Source organism: Nocardia elegans NBRC 108235 (assembly GCF_001612845.1).
In the GTDB taxonomy this organism is placed as follows: domain Bacteria; phylum Actinomycetota; class Actinomycetes; order Mycobacteriales; family Mycobacteriaceae; genus Nocardia; species Nocardia nova.
Genome location: NZ_BDBF01000011.1, coordinates 20,247 through 40,783 on the forward strand (window position 1 = coordinate 20,247; position 20,537 = coordinate 40,783).

The 20,537-nt window shown below is 68.0% G+C and carries 18 protein-coding genes; 8 read left to right on the top strand and 10 right to left on the bottom strand.

Going from position 1 to position 20,537, the window contains the following annotated elements; translation table 11 throughout:
• Nucleotides 1–22 precede the first annotated feature (22 nt).
• Together NE2_RS34510 and NE2_RS09385 are read left to right on the top strand one after the other, a co-directional pair.
• Complete coding sequence (locus tag NE2_RS34510) at nt 23–307, top strand: antitoxin (protein ID WP_084493928.1); 285 nt, start codon at nt 23–25, stop codon at nt 305–307.
• A gap of 109 nt (nt 308–416) precedes the next feature.
• A complete protein-coding gene (locus NE2_RS09385) occupies nt 417–2,804 on the top strand; it encodes an ATP-dependent DNA ligase (RefSeq protein ID WP_063025588.1) in 2,388 nt (795 codons plus the stop codon).
• A gap of 134 nt (nt 2,805–2,938) precedes the next feature.
• On the opposite strand, the gene NE2_RS09390 is transcribed toward NE2_RS09385, so the two are convergent.
• From NE2_RS09390 to NE2_RS09430, 9 genes are all read right to left on the bottom strand, one after another.
• Nucleotides 2,939–3,607 carry a DUF8020 domain-containing protein gene (locus NE2_RS09390; protein ID WP_228816527.1) on the bottom strand — a complete coding sequence of 223 codons (669 nt, stop codon included), beginning with the start codon at nt 3,605–3,607 and terminating at the stop codon, nt 2,939–2,941.
• A 225-nt stretch (nt 3,608–3,832) separates the two neighbouring features.
• Nucleotides 3,833–4,570: an energy-coupling factor transporter transmembrane component T family protein gene (locus NE2_RS09395; protein ID WP_063025589.1), complete on the bottom strand. Its 738-nt coding sequence runs from the start codon at nt 4,568–4,570 to the stop codon at nt 3,833–3,835.
• Nucleotides 4,567–6,861, bottom strand: coding sequence for an ATP-binding cassette domain-containing protein (locus NE2_RS09400; protein ID WP_084493914.1), 2,295 nt, complete (start codon nt 6,859–6,861; stop codon nt 4,567–4,569). The genes NE2_RS09395 and NE2_RS09400 overlap by 4 nt, the downstream gene beginning before the upstream one ends.
• A gap of 79 nt (nt 6,862–6,940) precedes the next feature.
• The gene (locus tag NE2_RS09405) at nt 6,941–8,419 is read right to left on the bottom strand and encodes a flavin-containing monooxygenase (RefSeq protein ID WP_063025590.1); all 1,479 of its coding nucleotides are present in this window, start codon (nt 8,417–8,419) and stop codon (nt 6,941–6,943) included.
• Nucleotides 8,420–8,500: 81 nt separating this feature from the next.
• Nucleotides 8,501–9,280, bottom strand: a complete 780-nt coding sequence (locus NE2_RS09410) for a metallophosphoesterase (protein WP_063025591.1) — start codon at nt 9,278–9,280, stop codon at nt 8,501–8,503.
• A gap of 217 nt (nt 9,281–9,497) precedes the next feature.
• Entirely contained in the window at nt 9,498–10,274 is a 777-nt protein-coding gene (locus NE2_RS09415) for an RluA family pseudouridine synthase (protein WP_233429721.1), read from the bottom strand.
• Nucleotides 10,275–10,345: 71 nt separating this feature from the next.
• Nucleotides 10,346–12,145, bottom strand: coding sequence for an acyl-CoA dehydrogenase (locus NE2_RS09420; protein ID WP_063025592.1), 1,800 nt, complete (start codon nt 12,143–12,145; stop codon nt 10,346–10,348).
• A gap of 134 nt (nt 12,146–12,279) precedes the next feature.
• Nucleotides 12,280–12,846 (bottom strand): TetR/AcrR family transcriptional regulator, encoded by a 567-nt coding sequence (locus tag NE2_RS09425; RefSeq protein ID WP_030513310.1) that lies wholly within the window; start codon nt 12,844–12,846, stop codon nt 12,280–12,282.
• Nucleotides 12,843–14,060, bottom strand: a complete 1,218-nt coding sequence (locus NE2_RS09430; protein WP_063025593.1) for a cytochrome P450 — start codon at nt 14,058–14,060, stop codon at nt 12,843–12,845. The genes NE2_RS09425 and NE2_RS09430 overlap by 4 nt, the downstream gene beginning before the upstream one ends.
• Before the next feature lie 152 nt (nt 14,061–14,212).
• On the opposite strand from NE2_RS09430, the gene NE2_RS09435 reads away from it, so the two are divergent.
• The 3 genes from NE2_RS09435 (at nt 14,213) to NE2_RS09445 (ending at nt 16,835) form a co-directional block, all read left to right on the top strand.
• Nucleotides 14,213–15,649, top strand: coding sequence for an amino acid permease (locus tag NE2_RS09435; protein WP_063025594.1), 1,437 nt, complete (start codon nt 14,213–14,215; stop codon nt 15,647–15,649).
• Between the two features lie 289 nt (nt 15,650–15,938).
• Complete coding sequence (locus NE2_RS09440; RefSeq protein ID WP_233429726.1) at nt 15,939–16,418, top strand: C40 family peptidase; 480 nt, start codon at nt 15,939–15,941, stop codon at nt 16,416–16,418.
• 144 nt (nt 16,419–16,562) lie between these two features.
• Complete coding sequence (locus tag NE2_RS09445; protein ID WP_063025595.1) at nt 16,563–16,835, top strand: hypothetical protein; 273 nt, start codon at nt 16,563–16,565, stop codon at nt 16,833–16,835.
• A gap of 33 nt (nt 16,836–16,868) precedes the next feature.
• Here the strand turns inward: NE2_RS09445 and NE2_RS09450 are convergent, their stop codons facing one another.
• A complete protein-coding gene (locus NE2_RS09450) occupies nt 16,869–17,750 on the bottom strand; it encodes an MHYT domain-containing protein (RefSeq protein ID WP_233429722.1) in 882 nt (293 codons plus the stop codon).
• Nucleotides 17,751–18,104: 354 nt separating this feature from the next.
• On the opposite strand from NE2_RS09450, the gene NE2_RS09455 reads away from it, so the two are divergent.
• The 3 genes from NE2_RS09455 (at nt 18,105) to NE2_RS09465 (ending at nt 20,535) form a co-directional block, all read left to right on the top strand.
• Complete coding sequence (locus tag NE2_RS09455; protein WP_218018580.1) at nt 18,105–18,548, top strand: nitroreductase family deazaflavin-dependent oxidoreductase; 444 nt, start codon at nt 18,105–18,107, stop codon at nt 18,546–18,548.
• A gap of 65 nt (nt 18,549–18,613) precedes the next feature.
• The gene (locus tag NE2_RS09460; protein ID WP_063025596.1) at nt 18,614–19,102 is read left to right on the top strand and encodes a MarR family winged helix-turn-helix transcriptional regulator; all 489 of its coding nucleotides are present in this window, start codon (nt 18,614–18,616) and stop codon (nt 19,100–19,102) included.
• A 203-nt stretch (nt 19,103–19,305) separates the two neighbouring features.
• On the top strand, nt 19,306–20,535 hold the full coding sequence (locus NE2_RS09465; RefSeq protein ID WP_063025597.1) for a fatty acid desaturase family protein: 1,230 nt from the start codon (nt 19,306–19,308) through the stop codon (nt 20,533–20,535).
• Nucleotides 20,536–20,537: the final 2 nt, after the last annotated feature.

Consider the following 20,537-nt stretch of genomic DNA (forward strand, 5'->3'; position numbering starts at 1 on the left):
GACGAGTGAAGGAGTGGGCTTCATGAGTTTGATGGATACGCTCAAGGGGTTGGTGGGTAAGGGCCGCGACGCGGCCTCGCAGAACGCGGAGAAGGTCCACGGCGCTGTCGACAAGGCCGGTGGCTTCGTCAAAGAGAAGACCGGTGGCAAGTACTCCGATCACATCGACAAGGGCACCGAGGCCATCAAGAAGAACATCCCCCAGCAGGGCGGCAAGACCCCGCCGCCGGCTCCCGAGCCGCCCGCCGCGCCCCCGCAGACTCCGCCCGCCACCCCGCCGCAGGCGCCGCAGCCGCCGGAGGGCTGAGCACGAGGCGGGATGCCCGGTACCACCGGGCTCACTCGCCGATCGACGACGGGCACCGGCCGGAGGTTCACTCCTCCGGCGGGGCCCGTTTTCGCTTTACACTGCGACTATGGCGGCGCGCCGCGAGTTCGGGGGCATCGAGGTCGGTCTGACCAACCTCGACAAGGTGCTGTATCCGGCGACGGGTACCACCAAGGGTGAGGTGATCGACTACTACACCGCCATCGCACCGGCTCTGCTGCCGCATATCGCCGGCCGTCCGGTGACGCGTAAGCGCTGGCCCAACGGGGTGAGCGAATCCTCGTTCTTCGAAAAGAATCTGGCCTCGCACGCGCCGAAATGGATTCAGCGCCGGCCGATGGATCATTCCGATCGCCGAGTGAACTATCCGGTCATCGACTCGGTGGCCGGGCTGGCCTGGCTCGGACAGCAGGCGTCGCTGGAAATCCATGTGCCGCAATGGCGTTTCGTCGACGGATCGCGCGGTCCGGCCACCCGCATCGTCTTCGATCTCGATCCCGGGCCGGGGGTGGACCTGGCCGATTGCGCGACGGTGGCGTTGTGGATTCGCGATACCGTCCGCGACGCCGGTCTCGATGCCTATCCGGTGACCAGCGGCAGCAAGGGCATTCACATCTATGTGCCGCTGGACCGGGTACTGAGTCCCGGCGGCGCCTCGACGGTCGCGAAACAGCTGGCGACCGGGCTGGAGAAGCTGCATCCGGCGCTGGTCACGGCGACGATGGCGAAGGCCGTGCGGCCGGGCAAGATCTTCCTGGACTGGAGCCAGAACAACCCGGCGAAGACGACCATCGCGCCGTATTCGCTGCGCGGACGTGAGCGGCCGACGGTCGCGGCGCCGCGCAGCTGGGACGAGATCGCCGACCGAAAGTGCTTGCGGCAGTTGCGCTTCGACGAGGTACTCGAACGCTGGCGTTCCGACGGGGATCTGCTGGCGGGTCTGGATCCGCCCCTGGGTGCCGGTGCGGCGGATCCGCTGCAGACCTACCGGTCCATGCGCGACCCCGCCCGCACGCCGGAACCGGTTCCGCCCGGGCCGCCCGATCCCGGTGCGGGTGATCGCTTCGTGGTGCAGGAGCACCACGCTCGGCGACTGCACTGGGATGTGCGACTCGAACGCGACGGTGTGCTGGTGTCGTGGGCGGTGCCGAAGGGGCCGCCGACCTCGCCGTCGGAGAACCGGCTGGCCGTGCACACCGAGGACCATCCCCTGGAATACCTGCATTTCCACGGCACCATCCCGCGCGGTGAATACGGTGCCGGGCGGATGACGATCTGGGACACCGGCACCTACGACACCGAGAAGTGGCGTGCGGACGAGGTGATCGTCCAGTTTCACGGCGAGCGTCTCAACGGCCGCTACGCCTTCATCCGCACCGACGGCAAGCAGTGGTTGATGCACCTGATGAAATCGCAGGCCGCCGAGCCGGAAGAGGTGGCGGAGCAAGGGGATTCGGCCGACGGTCACCGCGGCGACCCGCAAGGGACGGCCGGGCGTAGGCGCGGCGGCTCCGGCGGGGACGAAAACGGCGTCGCCGAACACGATGTCGCAGCGCGCACCTCGAGCCGGACCGAAGCACGGTCGGGAGGAGCCGAGTTTCCGCGCGGACTGTCGCCGATGCTGGCGACCTCCGGGGAGGTGGCGAAACTCGGCGCCCGGGACTGGGTCTTCGAGACCAAATGGGACGGGTTCCGGGTCATCGCGGAAATCGACGAAGGCAACGTGGTGATCCGCAGCCGGGCGGGCAATATCGTCACCGACCGCTATCCGCGCATCGCCGAGCTGGGACGGCAACTGCGGGGGCATCGGATCGTGCTCGACGGGGAGGCGGTCGTCTTCGACGCCGAGGGTTCGTCGAATCTGGCTTTGCTGCAGGCGGATCCGGCCCATGCGGAACTGGTCGCCTTCGACGTGCTGTATCTGGACGGAACCTCGCTGCTGCGCAAGCGCTACGCGGATCGGCGGCAGGTGCTGGAGGCGCTGGCCGAGGGCGTGCCCTCGCTGCTCGTCCCGCCGCGGCTGGAGGGCTCCGGTACGGACGCCCTGGAATACAGCCGTGAGCATCGGCTCGAGGGAGTCGTCGCCAAACGCAAGGATTCGGTTTATCTGCCCGGCAAGCGCGGCCAGTCGTGGATCAAGACCCGCAACTGGCGAACCCAGGAGGTGATCATCGGTGGCTGGCGTCGCAGTGCCGCACGAGAATTCGCTTCCCTGCTGGTCGGCGTCCGCCACGACGGCGAGCTGTATTACATCGGCCGGGTGGGTACCGGCTTCAGCGACCGCGAGATGTCGGGCCTGACCGCGCGCCTGCGCCCCCTCCGCCGCAAGACCAGTCCCTTCACCAACGAGCTGACCGCCGACGAACGCAAGGATGCCGTCTGGGCGACGCCGAAAATCCCCGGCATGGTGCGGTACATGAACTGGACCGAGTCCGGGCGGCTGTGGCATCCGGCGTGGGTGCCGGACGAGAAGTAGGTTCCGCCACAACCGGTTTCGGCCTCCCGAACGGGTGTCTTTCTCGCGCGGCCGACCCGTTCTCGTGCCGTGGCCCGACGGCCTGGCGCCACGAGTGTGGGCGCCGGACCCTTCGGGATGTTCGGTTGGGCGAGTCAGTTCGTGGTGGCGGTGTACCACTTCGTGGTGCCCGCCGGAGCGCTCAGCGTGCTGATGAGATCGATGGCGGCCACGACCAGCGTGGGTCCGCCGACCACCAGCGAGCCGATGATCGCGCCCGCAGTGGCACCCGTGATGAATCCCGGAATCGCCCCGATACCGCCTGCCGCGGCGCCGACGACCAGGCCGATCACTGCGCCGATGGCGGTACCGATGAAGCTGCCGATCGCGGTTCCGAGCCCGAATTGGGTTGCGAACGCGTTCATCGCGCTCTGATTCTCCAGCGGCGACGCCACCGGGGTCACCGGCGCGGGCCGCGCCGCCGCGACGTCCTTCACCACGGTCAATTCCAGGACCCGGGCATCGTCGCGCACCTGGTGGGGCAGGGGGTATTCCACACCGTCCTGCCGCAAGGACAGCGGCAGTGTGACGAGCGCGCGGCCGTCGGCGTCGGTGACGTCGACGGTGCGGCCGTCGGCGTCGACGCGGAAAAAGCCGCCGTCGAGAGTGGTTTCGACGGTAGTGCCGGTCAGATGGGTTTCGTAGCGCACCGTGGGTGCGCCGGTATCGGCATGGACGGTGCCTGCCCCGAGGGCGACAGCCACTACTGCCGGAAGGGCAAGAGCGGCGAACTTGCGCAGAAACATTCCGGTTCCAATCTCCATCAGGAAGAAATTCGGTAGCCGAAAACGACGCGCGCTGAGAACCCAATACCCCCGACGTATCTCAACCCCTGCGCGTGGAGCCGCGGTCCGGCTAACTCACGGAAGTAACCGTACCTTCACTCGGTCGCAAAGTGGGGTGAATTCGACCTCCTGACTTCGTGTTTCGCAAAGCGGAATAAGGTTGCCCGTTTCGACATGAGATCGCTGAAGATTTGCTTCGGCGAGTTACAGAAACACGCCGATCGCCGCCGCGCCGCCGCACACCACCACCGACAGGACGAGAGCGAGGTAGTCGGCCCGGCGGGGGCCGGCCGGATGCGCGGTCAATTCACCTGTCCCGCCGCGTGCCGTGATGGCCTCGCCCAACTCCCCGGCGCGACGGGTCGCGACGGCCATGGCCGCGGTGAGAATGTCCACGAGCGGATTCGCGGCTCCGCGCGCCATCGACCCGTCCTTCGGACGCAGCCGGCGGGCGGCGCGCAACACCCGGATCTCGTCCATCAGCAGTGGCAGTCCGCGCAGGGTCAGCGCCACGACGACCGCCCATTCGTCCACCGGAATCCGCAGAACTCGCAGCGGCGCACCGAGTTTGGCCAGGGCGGGAGCGATCTCGCTCATCGGGGTCGTCCAGGCGATCAGGAACGAGGTGGTCAGCAACACCAGCCCGAACAGCGTGACCTGGACATACCGCAGTACGGCGGCACCACCGGTGGGGATGGTGATCAGCCCACCGAGCACGATCAGTGCCCAGAACCACCACGGCAGCCGCGGCAGCGTGCCCAGCGGCAGCCGGGCGGTCAGGCCGATCGCGATCAGGAAGGCGACCACCACTCCCAGGACCGGCCACGCGGGCTGCAACATCAGCAGCACACTGATGAAAAAGGCGACGATCATCTTGGTCCCGGCCCACAGCCGATGGATCGGGCTGTCGACCGGAACTTCGCGCAGCAGCACCACACTCATCGCGCACCTCCGAGGGCGTCGCCGTGCCGGCCCCGGCTGCGGCGCTGTGTGCCCCGGGCTCGATCGGTCTCGGGGCGGCCGCCGTCCGTCGTGCCGTTCGTCCCGGGCTGCATCGGTTCGGACCGCGGGCCCGCGATTCCCGTTTCCCCGCGCCCGTCGCCGTCGGCCGGCGGGCCGAGTACGGGTTCGGCCGGTCCCGGGGGCGCCACCGCCGGGGCGCCGGTGGCATCGGCCGAGCTGTCGGCGGCGGTCGCGACGGCCGGCAGGCTTTCCAGGATGAGACCGGATTGCAGGTGGACCGTCCGGTCGCAGACACTCTCCATATCGGCCACATCGTGCGAGATGACGATCAGCGTCAGTCCCGAATCCCGCAGCCGGGCGAGCAGTTCCACCACCTCCGCGCGGCCCTCCGGATCGAGTCCGGCCAGGGGTTCGTCGAGCACCACGACCTGCGGGCGACTGGCGACGATCGCGGCGAGAACCACTCGCTTGGCTTGACCACCCGACAATTCCTCGATCGAGCGGGAGGCCATCGCCCGGTCCAGCCCCACCGCGTCGAGCGCGCGGCCCACCGCCCCGGAACCGGTGCCGTGCCCGCCCCAATCCTCGATCTCGGCGCCGACGGTCTGGCGCTGCAGTTGCAGCCGGGAGTGCTGGAAGGCCAGCTCGACCGCACCGATGCGCTTGTGCACCGGCCGCGAGCCGGTGTAGTCGCACAGCCGGCAACTGCCGGTGGTCGGCACGACGAGTCCCGCCATGATCCAGGCCAGGGTGGATTTTCCCGACCCGTTGCCGCCGACCACGAGCAGTGTCTCCCCGCGATGGACGGTCAGATTCACCCCGCGCAGCGCGGTCGCCGCCCACGGGGTGCCGCGGTTGTAGGTGTGGCGCACATCCCGCAGCTCCAGCAGCGGTTCGCCGATCGGGGAGCGTCGCAGATTGCGCACCGGGCGCGGCCAGGCCGGCAGATGGTCGACCTGGCGACCTCCGGAGAGATGGATGACCCGCTCGGCCGCCGCCGCGTCGGCCTCGTGGTGGGTGACCAGGACGACGGCCATCCGGTGCCGGGCGGGCAATCCGGCGAGCAGCGCGACCAGTTCGCGCCGACCGTCCGGATCGATCATCGAAGTCGCCTCGTCGGCCACGAGCAGTGCGGGATCGCGAGCCAGGGCGGCCGCCACCGCCAGGCGCTGTTGCTGGCCGCCGGACAGGGTCGCGGTCTCCGCGCCACCGAGCCCGCTCAGCCCCACCTCGCACAGCAACGCCTCCACGTCGACCGCGCGCGCGGCCTCGGCGGGCAGACCCCACACCACGTCGTCGGCGACCAGTACCCCCAGCGTCTGACTCTCGGGCCGCTGTAGCACCAGCGCGGTGCCGCCGATCACGCCGAGCCCCGCCGAACCGGGACGTTCGACCGTGCCGCCGGTGGGCGGAAGGCCGGCCAGCAGCCGGGTCAGTGTCGACTTGCCGGATCCGTTGTGGCCGACGACGGCGACGAATTCGCCGATCTCGACGGACAGGTCGATATCGCTCAGCGCATCGGCGCGCGCACCCGGATAGCGGAAGGACACGCCGCGCAACCGGACCGGCACCGGTGCGACCGCGCGGGTATCGGCCGGCGCGTCCAGCCGATCCCGCCCCGGCAGCCACTCCAGCCGATCCAGAACCGAGCCGAGCACGAACCAGGAGAAGGCGGCGGTCATGACCACGCCCAGGAATACGCCGCCGCCGATGTAGAGCCACCACCAGCTCAGCACGCTGTCGGTGACCGAGACGACACCGTTGCCCAGCGATTCCAGCTGTGGCTGCCGGGAGAGCATGTGATCGATGCCCTGGGCGATATTGCGCACGTTGTCGAAGACCAGCCGGCGCGAGGCGGCGAACAGGTAGAGCATGCCGACCGAGAAGGCCGCCCAGATCAATCCGGCCAGTGACGACAGGAACAGGACGGTGATCAGTCCGCGTCGCCGCCGTTTGACGGTGCCGATGATGCCGCCGATGGTCGCCGAGCTGACCACGGTGGCCGCGGGCACCAGGCCGGCGGCGACGAAGCTCACCAGGGTCGCGGCCACGGTCGCGCCCAGGATGGCGCGCAGCCGGTAGCGCTGCGCCAGCAGGCCCATCGGCACCGCGGCGACCAGATTGAGGGCCGCCGCGTAGGGCACCACCGAGCCGATGGTCACCAGCCCGACGGTCACCCCACCGAGGACCGCCGCGGTGGCGAGTTCGACGGGGCGCAGCGGGCCGTGAGCGATTCGCGGCTCGGCGCCGGCGGAAGGAGGCGCGGTCACGGCTCAAGTCTGCCAGCACCGGCGGACTGCGGGACGGCCCTCGCCGGGGCGGAGGCCGCACGCGGACCGCGTCGGCTGGTCATGACGTATGGACCGGTTCCGGTGCGCGCAGGACATAGTCGTCCGGATTCAGAGACCGGGTGCGCAAGCGGTACGCGGTGACGGTGCCGGGCCAGTTGTTGGTGATCCGCCCGGCGGCATTGCGGTACCAGCTCGAGCACGCGGTCCACGGCGTGCGCAGCAACCGGCGCTGGGTCTGCGCATCGAAGGCCGCCGCGGTCTCGGACTTCACCTCGAGACAGGATCCCGGATGTTGGCTCAGATATGCCACGGCCTGCCGGATGTAGCGGGCCTGGCATTCGATCATGTAGATGATCGAGCCGGTGCCCAGATTGGTGTTGGGTCCGTACATCAGGAACAGATTCGGGAATCCCGGCACCGTCATGCCGAGATAGGCGCGGGCCCCCTCGGCCCACACCTTCTCCAGTTCCGCGCCGTCGCGACCGAATATCCGGATCGGCCAGAGGAATTCGCTGCCCTTGAAGCCGGTGCCGTAGACGATCACGTCGGCCGGGTGCACGGTTCCGTCCGCGGTGCGCACGCCCTCGGGCACCACCTCGGCGATGGGCTCGGTCACGACGTCCACATTCGGCCGCGTCAGCGCCGGGTAGTACTCGTTGGAGAACAGCACCCGTTTGCACAACACCGGATAGTCGGGGGTCAGTTTCGCGCGCAATCGCGGATCGGGCACGTCGTGGCGAAGCGCGCGGGTACCCAGCCAGGTCGCGATGCGCCGGATCGGCGGGATCGTGGTCAAGCCCAGGGAGAAGAACTCCAGAAAGCACCACACCCACAGGCGCTGGGCCAGCCGCAGGCCGGGCACGTGTGCGAACAGGGCGTGATGGATCGGCCGGTACTCGCGGTCGGTGCGCCGCACCACCCAGGCAGCGGTCCGCTGGAACAGCGTCAGACGGTCCACCTCGGGTGCGATGGCGGGTACGAATTGGATTGCGCTGGCGCCGGTTCCGATGACCGCGACCCGCTTGCCGGCGAGGTCGACATCGTGGTTCCACTGCGCGGAATGGAACGACGGCCCGGCGAACGTCTCGATGCCCGCGATATCGGGCATCCGCGGGCGCGACAGCTGCCCGACCGCGCTGATCAGCACGTCGGCGGATCGGATGTCGCCGTCGGCGGTGCGAACCGTCCAGCGCCCGGCGTGTTCGTCGAAGCTCGCCTCGGTGACCTCGGCGCCGAATCGGATCCGCTCGAGCAACCGATGTTTCGTCGCCACCGCATGCAGGTAGCCCAGGATCTCGGCCTGACCGGAGTAGCGATGCGGCCAATCCGGCTTCGGTTCGTAGGAGAACGAGTACAGCGGTGAGGGCACGTCGCAGGCCGCGCCCGGATAGGTGTTCTCCCGCCACACCCCGCCCAGGTCGCTCGCCCGCTCCAGAATCGTGAGGTCGTCGAAACCGTTGCGCTGCAGCTCGATTGCCGCGCCGAGTCCCCCGAACCCGGCTCCGACGATGATGACCGACGGCTTGGTAGCGGGCATGCGCGCGCTCCTCGAATCGAGAACAGTATCTCCACTGTAGGCGCGTGCCGCCGCCTCCGAACCCCGTTCCGGAAACCCTGCTCAGCGCGGTTGTACGCGGATCCGGCCGCCCATCGGCACGATGCGGACGATCGAGGTCAGCCGCCCGTCCGCGACGGCGTGCAGCACCACGGACGGGTCGGGCGCGTAGTCGATCGGAACGTCGCCGGGCTCCTCGACCTCCCACGCCCCGCCGATGGCCGAGGCCACACTGGGCGCCACCACCAGCGGCCGCCCACCGAACAGCGTGGTGCCCATGGCGTGCACATGTCCGGTGAGCACGCCGAGAATCCGCGCATCACCGGCGACGGTGCGCTCCAGCCGCTCCGGATCGGCGAGCCGGATGGGATCGACCACCGTCGAGTACATCGGCACCGGCGGGTGGTGCATCGCCACCAGTACGGAGGCGTCCGCGGGCGTGGTGGCCAGCAACCGGTCCAGCCACGCGTAGGTTCGCTCGCCCAGCTCCCCGCCGCCCGAACCGGGAATCGTGGAATCGAGCAGTGCCACGGTGAGCCCGCCGATATCGACGGCCTGATTGATCGGTCCCTCCTCGGCGGGGCCGTCGAGGAGCGTCCGCCGCAGATTGGCCCGGTCGTCGTGGTTGCCGGGCAGGACGTAGAGCGGAATGTCGGTGGTCAGCGCTTTGCGCGCCTGTTCGTACTGGGCGAGGGTCCCGGATTCGGTGAGGTCGCCGGTCACGAGGATGGCGTCGGGCCGGCGCGGTAATCGGTCGAGGTAGCCGAGAACGGCGGCGACTCGTTCGGCGTTGCGCGAATCCAGGTCGAAGTGGGTATCGCTGAGCTGTGCCAACAGAATCATGGCGTCCGCTTTCTCGTGGGATCGCACCGTTGCGCCCGTCGCCGGGAACGACCTGTGCGAGCCCGTGTGGAATCGGCCCCCGGGTGTGATCGCTTCGGCCGCATGCGTGCCGATACGGCACTTGTCCAGAGTAGAAGGTCCTCAGCGCGCCGTCTGCGTGACGGATGCCACCTTTTATAGCAGACGGCTATGGGGAAATGCCGGAAACGGCGAGCCGCTATTCCGCAGCGATCCGCTCGAGCAGGGCGGCCGGATCGTCGATGATCGGGCTCGATCCCGTCGAGAAGAAATCGGCACCCGGTACGGCGGTCAACGCGAGGTCGGAATCCGCACGCCAGGGCGCCTCCACCCGCAACGACAGCGAGTGCAGATGGGTGCGCGTGTACTCACCCGATTTGTCGAACAGCGGATCGCCCGCGATCGGATAGCCGATCCAGGCCAGGTGAACCCGGATCTGATGCCGCCGCCCGGTGATCGGCCGGGCCAGCAGTACCGTGTGCCGATCGGTCCGCGCCACGGTGGTGAACTCGGTCCGGGACGGATAGTTCCTACCGGCCAGCAGATCGCTCTCGGCGACGGTCCACATCTGCCCCTGCCGCCGGATGGTGTCGCGCGGTGCCGCGATCCGCACCCGGTTCTTGCGCCCGACGCTCAACGGCAGGTCGATGACGCCGGTGTCGGGCAGATCGGTGGCGGCGGTGACGACCAGATACCGCTTGTCGGCCGTGCGCTTGGTGAACTGCCTGGTCAGTCCGCCGTGTGCGGCCAGATCCTTGGCGAACAGCACCAGGCCCGAGGTGACCTTGTCGATGCGGTGCACCGGGTAGAGGGTGATTCCCTCGGCCGCGGCCAGCTCGACCAGATCGGTGTCGTGGCGTTCCCCGGTCACGGCGATCCCGGCGGGCTTGTTCAGCGCGATGATCGCCTCGTCCTCGTCGACGAGAAACTGCTGCGCCAGCTGCTGCCAGCCCATCTCCACCGGGTGCGTCTCCACCGGGCCAGATTAGTCCGCGGTGCGATGGCCGAATATCGCCAGGAGGGGTGGGCGCCGCCCGGCCCGGTGTGCTAGAGCCAGGCGTCGTCGAGGTCGGTCGTGGTGCGATCCATCGCGTCGAGCAGATCGAAAAGTGGTGCGGTACGGGGCAATTCCCAGTGGAAGAAGTACCGGGCCGCAACCCGCTTACCGCGGTGGAAGTCCTCGGATCCGCGCGCGGCGGCCACCGCCTGCTCCAGCCAGATCCAGGCCAGCACCACATGTCCGAACGCCTCGAGGTAGGCGGACGAATTCGCCAGTGCCGCTTCCGGATCGGCGTCGCGCCATACCGTGGCGGTGGTGGTCGCGATGCGTCCGGCGGCCGCGGCCAGCGCATCGGCGAAGTCGCCGAGTTCCGCGTCGCCGGTCGCGCGAGCCCGGTCGACCGTTTCGCCCATGGTGTCGAGCAGCAGGGTCAGTGCCGCGCCGCCGTCCGCGACCACCGCCCGGCCGAGCAGGTCCAGGCTCTGAATGCCGTGTGTCCCTTCGTGAATCGGATTGAGGCGGTTGTCGCGGTAATGCTGTTCGACGTCGTAGTCGCGGGTGTATCCGGCGCCGCCGTGCACCTGGATGGCGAGGTCGTTGGCGGCCAGGCACCACTGGCTCGGCCAGCTCTTGGCGATCGGGGTCAGTACGCGCAGCAACAGGGCGACGCGCTGCGCCTCGTCGGCGTCCACGGCGCTGCGCTGGCGGTCGATCAGGGTGCCGCAGTACAACTGCAGGCCCAGCGCGCCTTCGGCATAGGCCTTCTGCGCCAGCAGCATTCGGCGAACGTCGGGATGCTGCGCGATCGGGACCTGCGCGCTCGCAGCGCCCTTCACCGTCACCGGGCGGCCCTGCGGCCGATTGCGGGCATAGTCGAGGGCCTTGAGGAAGCCGGTGTACCCCAACGCGGTAGCGGCCAGGCCGACGCCCAGGCGCGCCTCGTTCATCATGTGGAACATGTAGGTCAGGCCGCGATTCGGCTCACCCACCAGATAGCCGACCGCACCCGGTGCGCCGCCGGGTGTGAACGCCCCGTCGCCGAAGACCGGCGCCGTGTTCACCGTGCCGCGCCAGCCCATCTTGTGGTTGATCCCGGCCAGCACCACATCGTTGCGCTCGCCGAGCGAACCGTCCTCGGCGGGCAGGTATTTCGGCACGATGAACAGCGAGATGCCGCGGGTTCCGGCATCCGATCCGGGAATGCGCGCCAGGACCAGATGCACGATGTTCTCCGACAGGTCGTGGTCACCGCCGGAGATCCACATCTTGCGGCCGAACAGCCGGTACGTGCCGTCGTCCTGTGGGACGGCCTTGGTGGTGATGTCGGCCAGCGAGGAACCGGCCTGTGGTTCCGACAGCGCCATCGTGCCGAAGTAGCGGCCGGTGAGCATCGGCCGCACGAAGCGGTCGAGCTGTTCCGAATCCGCGTGCGCGGCGAGCAGGTTGGCGTTGCCGATGGTCAGCAGCGCGTAGCTGGCGGTCGCCACATTGGCGGCGTAGAACCACGCCATGCACGCGGTGAAGACCGTATGCGGCAATTGCATACCGCCCACGCGCTCGTCCATCGCGGCACCGACGAATCCCGCCTCCGCGAAGGCCGACAGCGCCGTCGCCACTTCCGGAATGATGTGCACCTTCTCGCCGTCGAAGGTCGGCTCGTGCAGATCGCCCTGGCGGTTGTGCGGGGCGAAGTACTTCTCGGCCAGCTCCCGGCTCAGCGCGAGCACCTGATCGAAGGTCTCGCGGCTGTGTTCCCGATAGCGCTCGCGCTCGGTCAGCCCGGTCACGTCGAGCCACTCGTAGAGCAGGAAATCGAGGTCGCGAGCGGACATGATGAGCGAATCCATATCCCAAGCCTGCTGGGCAACGCCCGCGCGCGCAAGGTGCGCGGGCGTGGCGCCGCGCGACGGCTCCCGCGTGGCATGTCCGGCGCCGTCCGTCCGGGTCGGTGCGCCGGGACGGTGGGCGCCGGAAAATGGGCTCAGCCGGCCCGGGCGACGAGGGGAGCGATGAAGCGCTCCAGCATGTCGCGCTCCTCGGCCTCGTCCCGGCCGGGAACCGTGAGCAGCGAGACGATGATGCGGGTCAGCCAGCGGGCCAGCCGTGCCCAATCATCGTGTGCCGAGGATGTTTCCGCGGTGAACAGCGAGCGGGCGATGGCCTCGATCACCTCGGAGGTCTGGGCGATCTGCAGGGTCGCTCCGGCGTCGTCGGGCCGGAACCAGGCGATCAGCAGCGGGTCCGAACGCACCGCGCGGAGACTGGCCAGCACTCCGGCGACGGCGCGTTCGCCGGGGTCGGCGATCGTCCCGATCTCGGCGGTGACACGGGCGCCCACCCGCCGCGCCTCGCGATGCACGTATGCCAGTTGCACCGCCTGCCGGCTGTCGAAGTAGCGGTACAGCGTCGCCCGCGAGCAGCCTGCGGCCTTGGCGATATCGCCCATCTGGGTCGCGTTCACGCCGCGTTCGGAGAACAGGCTCGCGGCGGCGTCCAGGATCCGCTCGGCCGCCTGCAGGGAGCGCGGATGCGCCAGCCAGTCGCTCATGCCGGGACGAAGGGGACGTTGACCGGCCAGCGCACGTAATTGCCCTCGGTGTATCGGACGCCGTCCGGATCCACGGAGAAGTCCGGGCACCGGGCCAGCAGTTCCCGCAGCGCGATGGTGGCCTGCATGCGGGCGGCGGCCGCGCCGAGACAGTGGTGGTTGCCGTTGCCGAAGGTGAGGATGTTCTTCGGATTTCGCGTCACATCGAGTTCGCTTGCGTCCGAACCATATTCGCGCTCGTCCCGGTTGGCCGACGCGTACAGCATCAGCACCCGCCGTCCCGCGGGAATGGTGACGCCCTCGATCTCGACGTCGCGGGTGGTGGTGCGGGCCAGACCCTGCACCGGCGAGGTCATGCGCAGGAATTCGTCGACCGCGCCCGGGATCAGGCTCGGATCGTCGAGCAGGCGCCGCCGCTGCTCGGGGTAGCTGGTAAGCAATTGCACCGCGCCGCCGAGATTTCCGGTGGTGGTGTCGTTGCCGCCGGTGATCATCGTGAACGCGAAACCGATGATCTGCAGGATTTCGCCGAAGTCGCCGCCGGCGCCGAGTCCCGAGGCCACCAGATGGGAGACGGTGTCGTCCGCCGGTTCGAGTTTGCGCTTCTCGATCATCGCGATGAAGTACTGGGTCAGCTCACCGACCGCCTCCTGCGCGTGCTCGATGCCGCCGGCCGCCGAGGCCGCCACGATCGCCTCGCTCCAGCGATCGAACTGTGCCCGATCCTGCTCCGGCACACCGAGATAATGCGCCACCACCATGGTCGGCAGCGGTTTGAACAACTCCATCGAGATGTCACCGCCACCGGCCGCGCGCAGCTTCTCCACCCGCTCGATCACGAACGCCTCGACCGCGGGCCGGATCTCCTGGACCTGCCGCGGGGTGAACCCCTTGGCCACGCGGCGCCGGAAGACGGTGTGGTCGGGCGGATCGGTGAAGACGAACGGCCGGTTCTCGCCGAGCCCGATCTCGCTGAGATTGTTGTAGTCGACCGTCAGGCCCTGGGCCGAGGAGAACGTCTCGGGATCGCGCATTGCCGCGTAGATGTCGGCGTAGCGCGAGAGGACGTAGTAGTCCTCGTGCGGGCGGTTCTCGGGGACGACGTGGTGCACCGGATCGGATTCGCGCAAGGCGGCGTACATCGGCCAGGGGTCGCGCCAGGAGTCGCCGGAACGCAAGGTGAAGCGTGCCTCGTGAGACATCGTCATGCTCATGTATCGACGGTAAGACAAATAGCCCAGTATGTCTAGAACTTGTTTCATCGGTGGCGGTCCGCCGCTCGCGCACCGGGACCGATACCGGGCGACCGGCCGGTGAGATCGGTACTGTGGGCTGACCAGCGCCGCCCGTCGGACAAGGAGCGCCCATGCGAACCGGTCCCGCTCTGCGAGAGTTCTTCCGGCGCAAGCCGATCGACCAGATCCAGGACGAATCCGCCACCACCCTGCACCGCACGCTGGGCCTGTGGCAGCTGACCGCCATCGGGGTGGGCGGCATCATCGGCGCCGGCATTTTCACGCTGGCCGGTGCGGTCGCGAATCAGACCGCCGGGCCGGCTGTCCTCGTCTCCTTCCTGATCGCCGGCGTCGCGAGTGCCGCCGCCGCGCTGTCCTACGCCGAATTCGCCGGACTCATTCCGCGCGCCGGTTCGGCCTACACCTACGGTTACGCCGTACTCGGCGAACCGGTGGGCTGGTTCATCGGCTGGGATCTGCTGCTCGAATACACCGCGATCGTGTCGGTGGTGGCGATCGGCATCTCCGGCTACATCCAATTCCTGTTGGGACAGTTGGATATCGAGCTCCCCGAGTGGATGCTGGGTGCGCCGGGAACCGGGCACGGCCATGTGGTGGATCTGTTCGCCGCGATGCTGTGCCTGCTCATCGCCGCCCTGCTGAACCTGGGTATCCGGGCCGCGGCGCGATTCGAAACCTTCGTGGTGGGCCTGAAGATCGTGGTCGTCGTGGTGGTGATCGCGGTCGGGTTCTTCCACATCGATTCCGCCAACTACCACCCGTACTTCCCGTTCGGCATGTCCGGCGCGGTCACCGGGGCGGCGACCGTCTTCTTCGCGGTCTTCGGCTACGACGCGATGTCGACCGCGGCCGAGGAGTCGGTGGACGCGAAACGCCATCTGCCCAAGGCGATTCTGTTGTCGCTGGCGGTGTCGATGGTGCTCTATGTGCTGGTCTGCCTGGTCCTGACCGGAATGCAGCACTACACCGACATCGACCCGGAGAGCGGGCTGTCCACCGCCTTCGAATCCGTCGGCCTGCCCGGGCTGGGCAGTCTGATCGCGGCCGGCGCCATCGTCGGCATCATGACGGTGCTGTTCACCTTCATGCTCGGCGTCACCCGCGTCTGGTACTCGATGAGCCGGGACGGCTTGCTGCCCCAGTGGTTTGCCAAAACCCACCCGGTACGCCAGGTGCCCACGCGGATCACCTGGATCGTCGGTGTCGCGTCGGCGGTGATCGCGGGGCTGCTGCCGATCGGCCAGGCCGCCGAGCTGACCAATATCGGCATCCTGCTGGCCTTCATCGTGGTCTGTGCGGCGGTGATCGTGCTGCGCTATCGCCGTCCGGATCTGCCGCGCGGCTTCCGCACGCCGGGAATGCCGGTGGTGCCCCTGCTCGGCATCGGCTTCTCGATCTGGCTGATCACCTACCTGCAACCGGTGACGTGGTTGCGCTTCGCCGTCTGGTTCGCCGTCGGCGCGATCGTCTACCTGACCTACAGCCGCCGCCATTCCCTGCTGGCGACCGGCCCGGACGCGTCCGCGACCCCCGCCGGACGGCCGTAGGGATTGTATCGAGATACCAGCGATATCTGAGGTATTTCGCGAATTTATCGTTTTGTTATTCGAATTGGCGCGTTCGGTATTTGGTTTCTCCCCGACCGTGGCGAATCATTGCTCCCCGGATCCAACGATCGACTGATCACCGTGGTGTTTCGGAAATCTGCTCTCGCTACGAGATTCGGAGGAACGCATCATGGCAGGAACCGAGGCGGGTCGATGTACCCGCTTTCCGGGTCGTAGGGCCTGGTCGACCGCGGCAACGCTGGTCGTTCTGTTCGGCGCGGCGGGCACGATGGTGGCGACCGCCGGCCCCGCACACGCCGACTCGCCGATACCCGCCCCGGTCGTACCGGGAATTCCGCTACCGCCGCAGTTCACAATTCCCGGGCTCTTCACGGAAATCCATCCGGCCCCGCCGGAGCCCATGAAATCGGTCGGTGAGCGGGCGCTCGAGGCCGCCGAGTCCAAGATCGGCTCGGCCTACCGCTCGGGTGCCACCGGTCCCGATGCCTTCGACTGCTCGGGTCTGGTGCAGTGGGCGTACCGGCAGGTCGGGGTGGACCTGCCGCGGACGAGCTACGACCAGCTGACCGCCGGCACGCCGGTCGACCTGGACGCGCTGCAACCGGGCGATCTGGTGTCGTTCTACGGCGGCGGGCACTCCGCTCTCTACGCCGGCGACGGCACGGTCGTGCACGCCGCGACGAGCGGTGAAGGTGTCATCCGATCGGCGATCGCGCAGATGCCGGTCGCCGGCGCCCGCCGCTTCTGACGCCGCCGGCGGGTGCGCCACGCGGCTCGCCGATCCAGGGGTTCGAATCCGCCGCGAGGATATGTTGCGCGACAATGTGCATCGAGATCGGATATCGAGATCGACCAGCATTGGACTGCAACGTGAATCGCGGAGGAGGGGGCGGTGGCCGAGACTCGGGCGAATGCCGACGAGCCGTTCGGGCCGGTGCGCCCCTCGAATGCGGTCGACGGCTGGGAGTTGGCCGGTGACGGCACCCGCTGGTGGCTGGTCAAGGCGTTCGGCGATACGCGCGGTCTGGTGAAGCCGACCACGCGGACCACCTGCGCCTGGCGTATCGAAACCGCCGACGGCCGGATGCTGCGCGAGGTCAGCGCGCGATCGGTCGCGGAGGCGAAAAACGCTGCGGAAGAATGGATCCGAAAGACGATCGGCTGAGCGTTCGCTCGGCCGATCGTCCGGATCGCCCGCCTATCGGCGGGGCGACTGCCGCTTCGAAATCGCCTGCAGGCTGAATGCCGGTGCGGGCTGACCGGGTGCGGGAGATTCCTCGGTGTAGGCACGCGGCCACGCGCGGCCGCTGTCGGCGAGATCGAGATCGTTCGTGTCATCGGAATCGTCGCGTCGCGAGGGACCGTCGACCTCCGCGAGTCCGACGAGCACCACGAGCATGATGGTGACGAGCGTGACCACCATGATCAGCGGGGTGAGCAGCTGCACCGAGTCGACACCGCCGGTCGGCTCGGCCATGTTGTCCATGCGGTGCGCCGTCATGGATGCCATTCCGGTGTAATGCATTCCGCAGACCGCCAGACCCATGATGGCCGCCGCGCCGATGGTGGCGGCGAACCCGCGCACGTGCAGGACGAACCACAGTGCCGCGGTCGCGGCCACCACGGCGATCAGCAGCGACAGGGCCGCCAGTCCGGTGCTGTATTCGATGTGTGCGCCGGCGTTCATGGCATGCATGCCGAGGTAGTGCATGGCCGCGACGCCGAATCCGGTGATCATGCCGCCGAGGGGGAGTGCGATCACTTCCCGATGCCCGCGCACCACGATCGACAGTCCGGCCCACACCACGACGATCGCGATGGCCGCGCTGAGCAGCGTCATCGGCACGTCGTAGCGGATGTTCGCGCCGTGGATCGAGAAACCGAGCATGGCGGTGAAGTGCATGACCCAGATGCCGGCGCCGCCGAGCGAGACGGCCGCGGCGATCAACCAGCCGCCCGGCCAGCGCGAGGCCCGGGCGTGGGTGGCGCAGCGCAGCGCCAGAACGGATCCGATGAAGGACATGACATAGGCCAGGACCGGGGTTACCCAGCCGTGGCTGAAATGGTCGAGCTCGAGCACGAGGTCTCCCGAAGCGAAAGAGGGGTTATCGATTCGTGACCGGACGATAGTTCACATTGCTCCTGATCGTTACTCGCGCCCGTTCGTATCCGGGCGCGGCCGACCTCCCTCGCCGTCCGGCAAATGTGCAGGTGACACAGGTTCACGGGGTGTGTGCACGGGGTTTGCCGGAGTGTCGCCTGATGGACATCGAACGGGAGGTGTGTTCTGGCGCACTTGCGCCACCTTGGTGACCTATGACCCTTGACAGGTTTATCGGACGAATCCGGACGTTCAGGACTATCGCAAGTTGATACCATTCAGATATAATATGAAAATCATAGGATATGGTTTGGAAGTGCTGGAGGTGCCGGAATGGATGCGCAGCGGTATCGGCGGATGGTCAATCGGGTCAATCCGCTCGTGGTCGGGCTGCAACGGCTGGGAATCGGTTTCGGTCCGATGCAACTGCTCACCGTCGCCGGTCGGCGCAGCGGGCAACCGCGCACCTTCCCGATCGCGGTCAACGAGTTGAGCGGGGCGCACTACATCGTGCAGGCCTATCCGCGGGCGGCCTGGGTGGCCAACGTGCGGGCGGCCGATTCGGTCACGCTGACGCGCGGACGGAAATCCTCGACCGCGCGACTGGTCGAGGTTCCGGTCGAGCAGCGCGGGGCGCTGCTGCGGGAATTGGTCGGAGCCGGGCCGGCCAGTGTCGGAAACCGTTTCGTCACAACCGGTTTGGCCGAGGCGGCAACGCCCGACGGAGTGGCGGCGGCGGCCGAGCGCATCGCGGTGTTCCGGGTCGAACCGCACTGACCTGCCGGGTTTGTCCGCGCCGGGGATATCATATGAAAATCGTATGAATCGACCGGAGGGTGCCGATGACCTCGGAGGCGGATCGCGCGGCCGCGCAGCAACGGCGCCGGCTGGCCGTCGACGTCAAGGATGCGCTGCGCGACTTGAACATTCAGCTCGCCCTGCTGAATCGCCGGTTCGGCGGCCGGGTGGAACTCCGCGACGTGGACTGGACCTGCCTGGACCTGATCAACCGGCGGGGCCCCGTCTCGCCGACCGCCCTGTCCCGGCTCACCGGCCTGCACCCGGCCACCCTCACCGGTGTCCTGGACCGGTTGCAGAAGGGCGGCTGGATCGTCCGGGAACGCGACCCGGAGGCGAGCGACCGGCGCGCAGTCACCCTGCGCGCCGTCCGCGAGCGCAATTCCGAACTGTTCCATGTGTTCTCGGGCATGAACCGGCGCATGGACGAGGTGCTGGAGCGGTACTCGGAGCCAGAGCTCGAGGTGATCGCGGACTTCCTCCGGCAGACCGGTACGGCAGGCGCGGACTCCGCCGCCGAACTCGGCACCTGACCGGCCGCGCCCCCTCGCCGCCGGCTACGGCGCGGTCGACGCCCGACGCGTCGGCGGTAGCAGGCAGTCGTCTGCACGCCGGGCTCGGTCGTCTCGCGGACTGTTCATCGAGGACGGGTAGGCTCGGGTGATCGGCGGGTCTCCGCATATGTCCTCGTCGGTGGGCGTTCGCGCCACCACACACCAATCCGAGGATGTAGGTCATGGCTATTACCGAGATCGGCGCGTACGCACATCTCAGTCCCGCCGATATCGAGGCGCTGGGGCGTGAGCTCGACCGGATTCGTGCCGATGTCGAGGCCGACCGGGGTACTCGCGACGCTGATTACATTCGCCGGACGATCGTTTTTCAGCGCACCCTCGACGCCGCCGCGCGACTGATCATTCTCGCCGGTCGTGGCCGCCTCGCCTGGGTGCTCGGCACGGCGGGCCTGGCGACGGCCAAGAGCGTCGAGAATATGGAGATCGGACACAACGTCTCCCACGGTCAATGGGATTGGATGAACGACCCGGAAATTCACTCCAACACCTGGGAGTGGGATATGGCCGGGCTGTCCGCGCAGTGGCGCTACGCACACAATGTCCGCCATCACCTCTACACCAACGTGCTGGGAATGGACGACGATATCGGCTTCGGCGTGATGAGGGTGACCAGAGACCAGCGCTGGCGGCCGCGCCTGCTGCTGCAACCGTTACAGAATGTCCTGCTGGCGGCGACCTTCGAATGGGGTATCGCCTGGCACGACCTGGACTCCGTCCACGATCGGGTGACCGATACCGCCGAGCGCGCCGGTCAGACCCGGGCGTTGCTGGGAAAACTGGTCCGGCAGGCCGGCAAGGATTATGTGCTGTTTCCCGCATTGAGCGGAAAGCGATGGCGGCGAACGCTTTTCGCCAATCTCAGCGCCAACGTGCTGCGCAACCTGTGGGCGTACCTGGTGATCTTCTGCGGCCATTTTCCCGACGGCGCGGAGAAATTCACTCCGTCGGTGCTGGAGTCGGAAACCAAGGCGGAATGGTATCTGCGCCAGATGCTGGGCACGGCGAACTTCGATGCCGGGCGGGTTCAGGCCTTCATGAGCGGCAATCTGTGCTACCAGATCGAACATCACCTGTTCCCGGACCTGCCCAGCAACCGGTACCGGGATATCGCCACCCGCGTGCGTGCGCTGTGCGAAGAATTCGATCTGCCGTACACGACGGGTCCTCTGCTGCGGCAGTACGCGCTCACCCTCCGGACGATCCACAAATTGGCGCTGCCGGATCGCTTTCTCACCGCGACCTCCGACGATGCCCCGGAAACCGCGTCGGAGCGAAAGTTCCTCGGATACCGCCCGTTCGCGGCCGCCGAGGGCGCACCGTCTCGTTCGCGCCGGGGGCTGCGTACCGCGCTGCGCGTAGTGGCGGCCAAGACCGCGCTGCCGACCGGATGATC